This is a genomic window from Microbacterium sp. Bi128 (assembly GCF_918698205.1).
Window position 1 is genome coordinate 1 of sequence record NZ_CAKKMM010000095.1, and the last position, 12,429, is coordinate 12,429.

At 70.4% G+C, this 12,429-nt stretch carries 11 protein-coding genes; 10 read left to right on the forward strand and 1 reads right to left on the reverse strand.

Annotated features, from left to right (window positions below):
- From LQV45_RS09490 to pstS, 8 genes are all read left to right on the forward strand, one after another.
- On the forward strand, positions 1 to 464 hold a 464-nt coding region (locus LQV45_RS09490; protein WP_230006798.1), incomplete at its 5' end, for a hypothetical protein.
- A gap of 75 nt (positions 465 to 539) precedes the next feature.
- Positions 540 to 1,640, forward strand: a complete 1,101-nt coding sequence (locus tag LQV45_RS09495; RefSeq protein WP_230006799.1) for a hypothetical protein — start codon at positions 540 to 542, stop codon at positions 1,638 to 1,640.
- 34 nt (positions 1,641 to 1,674) lie between these two features.
- Positions 1,675 to 3,225 (forward strand): Ig domain-containing protein, encoded by a 1,551-nt coding sequence (locus tag LQV45_RS09500; RefSeq protein WP_230006800.1) that lies wholly within the window; start codon positions 1,675 to 1,677, stop codon positions 3,223 to 3,225.
- Between the two features lie 154 nt (positions 3,226 to 3,379).
- Entirely contained in the window at positions 3,380 to 4,492 is a 1,113-nt protein-coding gene (locus LQV45_RS09505; RefSeq protein ID WP_230006801.1) for a DUF916 domain-containing protein, read from the forward strand.
- Between the two features lie 8 nt (positions 4,493 to 4,500).
- Positions 4,501 to 5,283 (forward strand): hypothetical protein, encoded by a 783-nt coding sequence (locus LQV45_RS09510; protein ID WP_230006802.1) that lies wholly within the window; start codon positions 4,501 to 4,503, stop codon positions 5,281 to 5,283.
- On the forward strand, positions 5,280 to 6,203 hold the full coding sequence (locus LQV45_RS09515) for a sortase (protein ID WP_138176012.1): 924 nt from the start codon (positions 5,280 to 5,282) through the stop codon (positions 6,201 to 6,203). Before LQV45_RS09510 ends, LQV45_RS09515 begins: the two co-directional genes overlap by 4 nt.
- Positions 6,204 to 6,652: 449 nt before the next feature.
- Complete coding sequence (locus tag LQV45_RS09520) at positions 6,653 to 7,426, forward strand: phosphate ABC transporter ATP-binding protein (protein ID WP_230006807.1); 774 nt, start codon at positions 6,653 to 6,655, stop codon at positions 7,424 to 7,426.
- Positions 7,423 to 9,396, forward strand: coding sequence for a phosphate ABC transporter substrate-binding protein PstS (gene pstS / locus LQV45_RS09525; RefSeq protein WP_230006803.1), 1,974 nt, complete (start codon positions 7,423 to 7,425; stop codon positions 9,394 to 9,396). Before LQV45_RS09520 ends, pstS begins: the two co-directional genes overlap by 4 nt.
- A gap of 20 nt (positions 9,397 to 9,416) precedes the next feature.
- On the opposite strand, the gene LQV45_RS09530 is transcribed toward pstS, so the two are convergent.
- A complete protein-coding gene (locus LQV45_RS09530; RefSeq protein WP_230006804.1) occupies positions 9,417 to 10,349 on the reverse strand; it encodes a threonine/serine exporter family protein in 933 nt (310 codons plus the stop codon).
- 112 nt (positions 10,350 to 10,461) lie between these two features.
- On the opposite strand from LQV45_RS09530, the gene LQV45_RS09535 reads away from it, so the two are divergent.
- Together LQV45_RS09535 and LQV45_RS09540 are read left to right on the forward strand one after the other, a co-directional pair.
- On the forward strand, positions 10,462 to 11,691 hold the full coding sequence (locus LQV45_RS09535) for an aspartate kinase (protein ID WP_230006805.1): 1,230 nt from the start codon (positions 10,462 to 10,464) through the stop codon (positions 11,689 to 11,691).
- Positions 11,692 to 11,812: 121 nt separating this feature from the next.
- Positions 11,813 to 12,429, forward strand: a 617-nt coding sequence (locus LQV45_RS09540; RefSeq protein ID WP_230006806.1) for an MIP/aquaporin family protein, incomplete at its 3' end; no start/stop codon positions are given.

A 12,429-nucleotide genomic window follows, 5' to 3' on the forward strand; every position in this document is an offset into this window, starting at 1 on the left:
CCGATCTGCGTGCCAGCTATGCCACCTTCATCCGCTTCGTCTCAACCACGGGGCAGCAGTCCGGGACGTCGATCGGCCAGCTCCCGCAGGGCTACGTCCCGCTCCCGGACGGTTGGCGCGAACGGGCGAAGGCGGCGGCGGAGGACATCAAGAACGGCACGGTCCCCACCACACCCGTCCCGGCCGCCTCGGGCACCGGGTCCTCAGGTACGCCATTCCCCACCGGCAGCGTCGTCGGCAGCGTACCCGCGGCCGCCGCCGCACCCGCCGCCGGCGCGGCCGCCCCCGCCGGCGCGACCGATCCTGCCGCCAGCGGAGCCGCGTCCGCGGCGCTCGCCGGCGCCACCACGCCCGACGATCCCGATATGGGCGCGATCACCTGGGCTCTGCCCGGCAGCGTCCTCGGCGGTCTCGCGTGCGCGCTTGCCGTGCCGCTGCTCGGGCGCCTCCGCCGACGCCTCTGAGTGCCGGCCCCACGACTTCTCCTCCACCAACTGAACACCCGAAACACAGTGCAATACCTACGAAAGGTAAGTGAGTTGAAGCTCAACAAGCTGGTCGCTCTGGGGGCGGCTTGCGGTATCGCGATCGCCGGTGTCGGCGTCGCAACCTCCGCCTCGGCGGAGCCGGTCTCGAACAGCTACTCGCTGGTCGGCTCGGACACCCTGCAGGACTCGATGAACGCCATCGTGAACGGCACGACGATCACCGGTGCGACGGTCCGCGCCACCTCGAACAACAAGACGCTCGGTAACTTCGACGCGTTCGGCTCGGCCGCGATCCAGACCAAGTCCGCCGGTGCGTTCTTCGGTCGTCCCGCCGGCTCGGGTGCCGGTGTGACGGCGCTGCGCGCCTCGATCACGGGTGCGAACTACAGCGGCAACGCCGCGGTCCCGGCCCGGCAGATCCTCGGCCAGGTCGACATCGCGCGTTCGTCCAGCGGCCCCGGCGGCAACGCCAACGCCAACGGTCTGCTCGCGTACGTCCCCTACGCGCGCGACGCCGTCGGCTTCGCGTACAAGGGCGGCGACAGCTCCTGGGCCAACCTCACGGCCGCGCAGCTCAAGGCCATCTACGAGTGCACCACCACCACGGTCGGCGGTGTCGCGGTCAAGCCCCGCATCCCGCAGAGCGGCTCGGGCACCCGCAGCTTCTTCCTCGGCGCCATCGGCAACCCGACGCTGGGCTCCTGCGTCACGGACGCCACGGGCACGACCCCCGAGAACGACGCCTCCGTGCTCGGTGCCAACGAGCTGATCCCCTTCAGTGTCGCCAACTGGATCTCGCAGGCCAACGGCGCGACCGGCATCAACACCACCACCGCGTCGGGCGTCGCGTTCGGCTCGGCGGTCTCGGGTCAGGCGGCCTTCACGGGCACGGCCCCGAACCTCGTCCCCAACTCCGCCTACTACAGCGACGCCACGTTCGGCCGCGACACCTACCTCGTCGTGGAGTACGCGCGCATCACGCCGTCGGACAGCAAGTACGACGTCGCCCTGGCCAACCTGGTGAACCCCGGCGTCAACAACAGCCTCACCAGCTTCGGTTCGCTCAGCAGCTCGGTCGGCGCGGTGAAGAAGAAGTTCGGCTTCCTCGCTCCCTCCAGCACCAACATCCAGCGCGCGTACGCGACGCTCTGACGTTCGATCAACGGATAAGGACACCTTTCCTCTCATGAACATCAAGAAGCTCGGATCGATCGTCGCCGCGGCGACGGCGGTCTCGCTCCTCGCCGGTGGCCTCTCGGCCACCGCGGCCAACGCGGCCACCACCGCCCCGCAGTTCTACCTGATGGACGGCGGCGATGGCTCGCGCCTTCCCGACGGCAAGGTCATGGCGTGGGACGAGCAGGTCATCGCCAGCCCCGGCCCGGAGTTCGCCGACATCGACACGCCGTTCCTCGGCCAGTCGAACGATGCCACCAGCGTCGGGTACTTCATCACCACCCCCGGCACCGAGAACACCCTCTCGTCCTGGACGGCGACCGCTGACGGTGGCTTCACGCCCGGCACGCAGAACATCCTGCAGCCCAACCTCAGCCTGTCGGGCTTCATCGGCGGCAACTGGGCGTCGATCAAGGCCAACGGCGGTGACTACAGCCTCGGCTTCGCGTGGGTCAAGAACAACGGTCTGACCATCGCGGACACCGGTGTGAAGTTCGTCTCCATCCACGTCAACCCCGGCGGCACCTGGACCTTCGCCAACCAGGCCCCGGCCGCGGCCGAGGTGGCGCCGGTCGTCACCACGACGTCGCTGAACGCCCTCACGAAGGACTCCGCGTTCTCGCAGACGGTCGCCGCCACCGGCACCGCCCCGATCACGTGGGCTGTCACGGCCGGTTCGCTCCCCGCGGGCCTGAGCCTCGACGCTGCCACGGGCGCCATCACGGGCACGCCCACCGCCGCCGGTGCGTACAGCTTCACGCTGACCGCGACCAACGGCGCCGGTTCCGACGACCAGGCCTTCTCGGGCACGGTCGCGGGCACCGCCCCCGTCGAGCCGACGGGTTCGGACGCCAACAAGGTCACGATCCCGGCTCCGGCCGAGGGCGCGACCACGGTCACCGTCCCCGCCGGTGTCGCCAACGCGAACAAGACGCTGCAGGCCTGGGCCTGGTCCGAGCCGACCAACCTCGGTCAGGTGACCACCGACGCCAACGGCGACGCAACGGTCGACGTCTCGTCGCTGCCCTCGGGCACGACCCACACCGTCGCCCTGACCCAGCCCGGTGACTCGACCTTCGCGGTTCTCGCGTGGGGCACCGTCACCCTCGCCGGCAAGGCTCCCGCCACGGACGACGTCGACCTCACGGCCGCCGTCACCGCCAGCGACCTGTGGTCGCTGAACGCCGAGAAGACCCAGGTCGACTTCGGCGCCGTGGCTCGTGACCAGAGCACCACCAAGGCGCTCGGCAAGGTCACCGTGGTCGACGACCGCAACGTCCTCAAGGGCTGGGACCTCGGTGCCTCCTGGACGGCGTTCTCGAACGCGTCCGGCGACGAGATCCCCACCAGCGCCCTCACCCTCGCGCCGAAGGCCTACACGGGCTACACCCTCATCGACGGTGTGACCCTCGGCACCGGCACGAAGATCGCGCAGAGCTCGGCCGTCTCGACGCTCCCGACCGGTGCGCTCTTCGACGCCGATCTGACCTTCAAGGCTCCCAAGGATGCCAAGGTCGGCGAGTACCACTCGACGCTGACGGTCACCCTCACCTCCAAGTGAGCTGATCGCCGCTGAGCCCTGCGGGGAGGCCGTTCTCGGCCTCCCCGCAGGGTGCGTTCATCCCCGGTGCGCGGACACTGTCCGTGCCCGCCCCGCACAGCCCTCGTTCACCTTTGCGACACACCTCCGTCGCCCTCATCTGCGGAGATGAACCGTGCTTTCCTCGACCTCGCGCCCGGCCCCGCGCCGCGTGCTCTCGGCGCTCGGTGCTGCGATTCTTGTCGCCGCCGGATTGGCGGCGACCCTCGTGGCCGCGCCCGCGGCGACCGCCGCCGACGGCGACCAGCCCAGCCCCGCCACCGTGGGCGTCGCCACCCGTCCCGCCGGCGGCGACGGCCGGCCCGACGGGCGCACCCGCTTCAGCTACAGCGCCGATCCGGGGCAGAGCGTCAACGACCAGGTGCTCGTCGGGAACACCGGCACCGAACGCCAGGACTTCACCGTCTACGCCACGGATGCCTTCAACGGCCAGGACGGCACGTTCTCTCTGCTGCCGACGGCTGACGTCCCCACCTCGGTGGGCGCCTGGCTGCGCTTCGACAACGGTGCCGATCGCATCCAGTTCTCGCTCGAGCCCAATGAGGTGCGACTCCTGCCGTTCACCGTTGCGGTGCCCGCCGACGCCACCCCCGGGGACCACGTGGGCGGTCTCGTCGCCTCCGTGATCGAGGAGGGCCAGCAGGTCAGCCTCGACCGCCGTGTGGCGACCTCGATCTTCGCCCGCGTCTCGGGCGAGCTCCAGCCGCAGTTGTCGATCACCAGCTATTCGGCGTCGTACGAAGGCGACTGGTGGAACCCGTTCGCCGGCAGCATCCGCCTGCGCTACACCGTGACCAACCCCGGCAACGTCGCGCTCGCGGCCAACATCACCTCGGGTGTGCGCACGTGGTTCGGCATCCCGGCCATCGGCGAACGCGGCGGCAGCATTCCGGTGCTCCTGCCCGGCAACACCGCGTCGTACGACTTCACCCTCGACGGGGTGGGGCAGTGGTTCTACTTGAACCCGGGAACGACGCTGAACCCCTTCGTCGAGTCGCCGGATGCCGCTCTGCAACTGCCCGTGGCGGCGGTCTCCCGCGACGCGGTGGTGTTCGCCGTGCCGTGGACGGTGCTGATCCTCCTTGTGCTCGCCGCCGGTGTCGTGCTGCTGGTGCGGTGGCGTCGTCGCCGCGACGAGGCGCGGGCGCAGGAGTGGGTGGACTACATGCAGCGCACTGCGGCGGCCGAGGCCGCTGAGAAGTCCGATCTGCACGAGGCCGCTCGATGAGGCGACGTGTGGGTCCTGCACTGAGCGCGGTCGCCGTGGTCCTGGCCGTCGTGTTCCCGAGCCTGCCCGCGGCGGCGGAGGACCCGCCGAGCGGGACGCCGTTGAGCGTCAATGTCACCGACGGCAGTACCGCTACTCCCGCTCCCACGCCCCGTCCCAGCGGCAGCGACTCACCGTCCGCTGTCGTCCCGGTGACCGGTCCGGCCGCGCGCCCCGGCGGGTCGACCGGATCGACCGGGTCCGCCGGAGGGTCCGGCGTCGGCACCGCACCCGCCGGAGGCGCGGGGGCCGGGTCGCCCACGGGGTCGACCCCTCCCGCCGACGAGGTGAACGTCGCCGGCATGCTGTACATCGGGGGCATCAACGCCGCGGGGACGCCGGCGTTGAACCCCGCCGAGGGCACGGTCACCGTCTGGTTCACCGTGCGCAACGCCTCGCAGAGCGTGATCGACGCCACGGCATCCTTCTGGATGGACGGCGCCATCTTCACCAATCGCCTGGACACCGTGGACGACGTCCCGGTCGCGGCCTTGCAACCCGGAGAGACTCGCGTGGTCTCGGCGGAGCTGCAGCACGGCGGACAGTGGACGCTGCTGTCGACGCACGCGACCCTCACCCCTCCGGACTCGGTGGACGGCACGGCGCTCACCCCGGTGACCCGTGACGCCCTGGTGATCCTGTTCCCGTGGCTGATCGTGGTCGTCGCGGTGCTGCTCCTGCTGACCTTCGTGCTGGTCCGGGTGCTCCGCTCGGTGCTCGCTCCCGCTCCCGCCCCGGCGGCCGCGGCATGACGATCGAAGAGCGTCCCGCGCCGCCGGCCCCGCCGCGTCGGGCACCCCGGCGCCGCCCGCAGTACGCGCCGCTGAGCCCCGCGCAGGTGTTCGTACGCGGAGCGGCTGCGTCGCTGGCGGTCCTCGTGCTGGCGTTCCTGGTGAACGTGTTGGTGGTCAGCCACGTGGTGCACTTCGCCTCTCAGCAGCAGTTGCGCGACACGTACCGCGCGCAGCTCGCCGCCGGAACCGCTCCGGTCAGCGAGGGCGATTTCGACGACCATCTGCTCGTCGACGGTGCCCCCGTCGGTCTCCTGTCGATCCCGCAGCTCGGCATCGACGAGGTCATCGTGGAGGGAACCTCCTCGGGCGAGCTCCGGCAGGGTCCCGGACACCGTCGTGACACGGTGCTGCCCGGGCAGGCCGGGGTGAGCGTCGTGATGGGGCGCGCCGCCGCCTTCGGCGGCCCCTTCGGCCGGCTGCAGTCTTTGCAGCCCGGGGAGAGCTTCACCGTGCGCACGGGGCAGGGGGAGCAGGAGTTCGAGGTCCTCGGGGTCCGGTACGCCGGCGACCCGACCCCGCCGGCCCCCGCGCGCGGCGAGAGCCGACTCATCCTGATGACGGCGCGGGGCGCCCCGTACCTCCCGAGTGGGGTCGCGTACGTGGATGCCAAGCTCGTCGGTGATGCGCAGGCGCGCGGTGCGCGACAGACCACCACGATGGCGCTGCCCCCGCAGGCGCAAGCGATGGCCACCGACATGAGGACCGTCTGGGCGCTGGTGTTCGCCCTGCAGTTCCTCGTGGTGGCGGAGTTCGTCGCCGTCTGGTCGTACCGCAAGGTCGGCTGGCAGAAGACGTGGATCGTCTTCACCCCCGTCCTGCTGCTGGCGAGCGTCTTCGTCTCCGACCAGCTCATCCGTCTGCTTCCGAACCTCCTCTGACCCGAAGGCCGCACATGACCGACCGCCGCGATCCCGATGTCGATGGCACCGCCGCCCCCTCCGGCGACGAAACCGCCGACCCCTTCATGACCGACGTCATGAGCGCCGGCGGCGTCCGCGTCCTCGACGAGGTCGTGTTCGAATCCGCTCCGCTGGGCGCCGCCACTCCGGGTTTCTCGGAGAACCCGGCCGTTCCGGCTCCGGATGCCACCCGCGCCGGACTGGGGATCGTGCACCGCCGGTCGCGCCGCGGTGGTCTGTTCGGTCGCCGCGAGGTGGAGGCGGTGCCGACCGCCGGTGCCGACGACGTGACGAGTGTCATCCCCGCCCCGGGGGAGGCCGGCGCGGCCGCCGCGGCGGCGCCAGCGGCGGTCGTCGCCCCCGTGCAGGTCGCGACAGCGGTGGCCGAGGCGGAGCCGATCCTGTCGACGCCCGTCGATCCCGCTTCGCTGTCCGAGCTGGACGCCCACTCCATCTCGGCGTGGTTCGGCGACCACCAGGTGCTCCTGGACGTGTCGCTGACCATGCCCCGCGGGCAGGTCACGGCGCTCATCGGTCCGTCGGGATGCGGCAAGTCGACCTTCCTGCGGATCCTCAACCGCATGCACGAGCTCGTCCCCTCGGCCTCGCTCGCGGGTGAGGTGCGGCTCGACGGCGACGACATCTACGACTCCTCCCACCGACTCATCGACGCCCGCAAGAACATCGGCATGGTGTTCCAGAAGCCCAACCCGTTCCCGGCGATGTCGATCTACGACAACGTCATCGCGGGTCTGAAGCTCACCGGCACACGCGCCTCGCGCGACGAGAGGGACTACCTCGTCGAGCGGTCGCTGACCTCCGCCGGTCTGTGGAAAGAGGTCAAGGACCGCCTCCGGGCCCCGGGTGGCGGCCTCTCCGGTGGTCAGCAGCAGCGCCTGTGCATCGCGCGATCTCTGGCGATCAAGCCCAAGGTCCTGCTGATGGACGAGCCGTGCTCGGCTCTGGACCCCACCTCGACCCGCGTCATCGAGGAGACGATGGGCGAGCTCCAGAAAGAGCTCACGATCGTCATCGTCACGCACAACATGCAGCAGGCGCAGCGCGTCTCTCAGCAGTGCGCGTTCTTCCTGGCATCCCAGGGTCAGCCGGGCCACATCGTCGAGCACGGCGACACCCAGGCGATGTTCGATTCGCCCATCGACCCGCGCACGTACGACTACGTCAACGGGCGCTTCGGATGAACCGGCGGCGTTCCCTGGCGGTGGTGGCGGCGGTGGCCGCGGTGCTGGCGATCCCCGGGCCGAGCGCCTGGGCGGCGACGGACGCGTTCGTCCCGATCATCGGGTCCGGCTCCACGTGGTCGCAGAACGCCCTCGACCAGTGGCGCCACGATGTCGCGACCCTCGACGGCATGACGGTGAACTACACCGGCACCGGGTCGTCCGCGGGCCGCAAGGACTTCATCAATCAGACGGTCGACTTCGCCGTCAGCGAGATCCCGTTCCAGTCCAACCCGGAGGACGGGTCTCCGCCGGAGAACCCGACGACGGAGTACGCGTACATGCCGATCGTCGCCGGTGGCACGTCGCTGATGTATAACCTCAAGATCGGCGGCAAGCGGGTCACCGACCTGCGCTTGTCGGGCGAGGTCATCGCGAAGATCTTCTCGGGCCAGATCTCGAACTGGAACGACCCCGCGATCCAGGCCGACAACCCGTCGCTCGCGATGCCCGACCGTCCGATCACCCCCGTCTACCGTTCCGACGGTTCGGGGACGAGCGCGCAGCTCACGCTGTGGATGTCGACGCGATTCCCGAACATCTGGACGCAGGGCATGCTGTCGCAGTTCCCGCAGATTAACTCCTCGTTCAAGGGTCAGAACGGCTCGCTCGGCGTCGTGGGATACGTGAGCCAGAGCTACGGCGAGGGGGCGATCACGTACGTCGAGTACTCGTACGCGGAGTCATCGGGCTTCCCCGTGGCCAAGGTCCTCAACGAGGCGGGGTACTACGTGGCCCCGACTCCGGAGGCGGTCTCCATCGCTCTGCTGGGCGCACAGGCGCACGCGGATGGCTCGCTCGACCTGACGGGCGTGAGCGGCAACACCGACCCTCGTGCCTACCCGATCTCCTCCGCGTCGTCCATGATCGTGCCGACGCAGACGAATCGGATCTTCACGGCTGACAAGGGGCGCGCGCTCGCGAGATTCCTCTCCCATGCGCTCTGCGCGGGTCAGCAACGTGCGCCGGGCCTCGGCTACGCGGCGTTGCCGTTGCCTCTCGTGCAGGACGCCGCCGCTCGGGTCGCCGACATCCCCGGCGCGCCCGGGCCCGTCGATCTCGCAGGCTGCGCCAACCCGACGTTCGACCCCGGCGACACCGTCTCCGACAACGTCCTCCTGCGTACCGCGCCGATGCCGCCGGCCTCCGACAAGCGCACCGGTGTGGTCGCTCTCGCCGATCTCACCGAGGCGCGCCGCACCCTCACGGTCGAGCTCGTGGACGGCGGCCCCCAGGTGCGGGTGAACGCGGGGTCGTCCTGGGGTGGAGCGACTCTGCGGGCGGGGACGTTCTCGCCGACGGCGACGCTCGGACAGAAGACTCTGGATGCCACGGGCGCAGCCGTCATCGACCTGCCGGCCACGGTCGCTCCGGGCGCCGTGGTGCCGCTCTACCTCGCACAGAGTGATGGCACGGTGGTCGCCTGGGACGCGGTGACGATCCCTCCCGCCGGCTTCCCGCACCGGGCGGAGGGCGACATGATGGCCACGGTCACGGCATCCGGTCTGTTTCAGCTCTCGGCTCCGGTCTCGACGGCGGTGGCCTTCGGCGACCTGCGGCGCGAAGCGACCTCCGCCGCCCGCGCGCTGGGTCGCTTCACCATCACCGACGATCGTGAGACGCTCTCGGGCTGGAGCCTGCAGATCTCCGTCGCCGACTTCGTCGCCGTCGCCGACCCGGCCGCGACGTTCGCGTCGAGCGCGCTGGGCTACGCACCCGAACAGGTCACCCTCCCCGCCGGCGTCGTGCTGACCGGCGCGCAGGAGGCCGGATCCGCGGTGTATCCCGCGGTCCTGGCCACCGGCGAGCCGGGAACCTCCACGGCGCTTGCGGGGGCGACCCTCGATACCGCTCTGAGTCTGCGCGTCCCGAAGGACACCCCCGTCGGCTCCTACCGCTCGACCCTGACGCTCACGTTGATCGCGCGATGAGTGCTGCGGGCGCGGTCGCTCTACCGCCGCGCCCGCGATCGCGACCGCACGACACTCGACAGGGTCGCGCGGACCGGCTGGCCGAGATAGATGCCGAGCGAGGCGCCGACGGCGAGCGCGATGCCGATGGTCGCCGCGCCCACGAGAGTCGTGACTCCGGTCATCAGCACGGCGGGATCCTCGCCGGACTCCACGATCCCGAGGAGACCGCGGAAGACCGGGGCGCCGGGCACCATCGGCAGAATCGCGGCGGTGGTGATCGCCACCGACGGCACATGCAGGCGGTAGGCCACGACGATGCCGACGAAGCTCCCGACGAACGCCCCGACACCGCTGGCCGCGGCCACCTCGAATCCGATCGATGTCGCGGCGACGTAGCCCACCCACGCGATGAGGCTGAGCGCGGCGCTCACGAGCACGATGCGGGCGCCCGCGCCGTTGTAGATGGCCACCGCGATCGCGATGACCGCGGCCCCGGTGAACTGCAGCGGGAGCGGCCCGAGCGGCAGCGCCATGGAGGGCGGCGACATCCCGAGGCCCAGCACGCGCACGGTCTCCAGCCCCGCGAGGATCCCGAGCACGACGCCCAGCGTCTGCGTCGTGAGCTCGAGGATGCGCCCGGTGGCCGTGAGGGCGAAGCCGTCGATGGCATCCTGTGCCGCGCCCACGACGGTGAGACCCGCGAGCATGAGCACGATCCCGGATGCCACGATCACGGACGGCCGGATCGTCTCGGCCGCGTCCAGCCCGGTGTACCGCAGCAGCGGCGAGAGGGCCGCGACGACCGTGAGGACGAAGCCGCCGGCGATCTGCGCGAAGAAGTACGGCACGCTCGCCCGCGCCAGCAGGTGCTGCGTCAGGGCGGCCAGAGCGCGGGGGTGGGGGACATCCGGATCGCTCTCGGGAGACGGGGGGACGGAACGCCCCGATCCTATCCGCGTGCCCCTGCCCACTCCCCGCATGGCGGCGGCGGCATGCGGTCGCCTCTAAGATGAACCCTCGGGTGCGGCATCCGAGCGCCCCGTCGTGGCATCCCGACGCCCGTCCCCTCCGGGAGTTCCTCTTATGGCGCTGATCGTCCAGAAGTACGGCGGCTCTTCCGTCGCCGACGCCGAGAGCATCAAGCGCGTCGCCAAGCGCATCGTCGACACGCGGCGCGCAGGCAACGAGGTGGTCGTCGCCGTCAGCGCGATGGGTGACACGACCGACGAGCTGCTCGACCTCGCTGGGCAAGTCGCCCCGATCCCGGCCCCGCGTGAGCTCGACATGCTGCTCTCCAGCGGCGAGCGCATCTCGATGGCGCTCCTGGCCATGGCGATCCACTCGATGGGCTTCGAGGCCCGCTCGTTCACCGGCAGCCAGGCGGGAATGATCACGGATGCCACGCACGGCGCCGCGCGCATCGTCGACGTCACGCCCGTGCGCCTGCGCGAAGCGCTCGACGAGGGCGCGATCGTCATCGTCGCCGGCTTCCAGGGCTTCAACCGCGACACCCGCGACATCACCACGCTCGGCCGTGGCGGCTCCGACACCACCGCTGTCGCGCTCGCGGCGGCGCTGAACGCCGACGTGTGCGAGATCTACAGCGACGTCGACGGCATCTTCACCGCCGACCCCCGCGTCGTGCCGTTGGCCCGCAAGCTCGACCGCGTCGGCAGCGAAGAGATGCTCGAGCTCGCCGCCAACGGCGCGAAGGTGCTCTACATCCGCGCCGTCGAGTACGCCCGCCGTCACGGCGTCCTCATCCACGCCCGGTCCACGTTCAGCTCGGGCGAGGGCACGTGGGTGCTCGACGCCTCGAAGAAGTCCCCGCTCGTCCCCGAGGGAGCCACCATGGAAGAGCCCATCGTCGCCGGCGTCGCCACCGACCTCAGCCAGGCCAAGATCACCGTCATCGGCGTGCCCGACGTCCCGGGCAAGGCCGCCGAGATCTTCAAGATCGTCGCCAAGTCCGGCGCCAACGTCGACATGATCGTGCAGAACGTCTCGGCTGCCGCGACCGGTCGCACCGACATCTCGTTCACGTTGCCCAAGACGGATGCTGCGATGGCGCTGAAGGCGCTCGCCGCCGATCAGGGCGAGGTCGGGTTCGAGAGCCTCGTGCACGACGATCAGATCGGCAAGCTCTCGGTCGTCGGCGCCGGTATGCGCACGCACTCCGGTGTCTCGGCCACGCCGTTCGAGGCGCTGAGCCTCGCGGGAGTGAACATCGAGATGATCTCGCCCTCCGAGATCCGCATCTCGGTCGTGGTGCGCGGCGTCGACCTCGCCGAGGCCGGAGTCGCGCGAATCTGAGAGAACGTGCGGGCGCGCCGTCTGTTGCGCGCCCGCACGGCGGTCGTAGGTTCGGATCACCGAGCCGCACAGTTGCCCGAGCCGATGGTGTCCGGGCGAAACCAGAAAGGTCGATGACGACATGCAAGAAGTGAACCTGGGGCTGTACTTCCTCTCGGAGGTGGTCGGTACCGCGATGCTGATCCTCCTGGGTTGCGGTGTGGTCGCCAACGTGGCGCTGGCCAAGACCAAGGGCAACGCCGGTGGATTCCTGATGGTCAACTGGGGATGGGGCCTCGCGGTCTTCGCCGGTGTGATCGTCTCGGCGTACTCCGGTGCTCAGCTGAACCCCGCCGTCTCCATCGGTCTGCTCGTCGCGGGCAAGATCGCGTTCGTCCAGTTCCTCGTCGCGGTCGCCGCGCAGCTGGTCGGTGCCATCATCGGTGCCGTGCTGGCCTGGGCGTCCTACAAGCAGCACTTCGACGACGAGCCGGACCCCGCCGCCAAGCTGGGCGTCTTCTCCACCGGACCCGCCATCCGCTCGTACGGCTTCAACTTCCTCACCGAGGTCATCGCGACCTTCGTCCTGGTCTTCGTGATCTTCGGATTCGCCGACTACGGCGTCGCCGACATCGGCGTCCCGGGCGGCATCGGCGGCCTCGCGGCCGTGCCCGTAGCCCTGCTCGTGGTCGGTATCGGCGCCTCCCTCGGTGGCCCGACCGGTTACGCGATCAACCCTGCGCGTGACCTCGGTCCGCG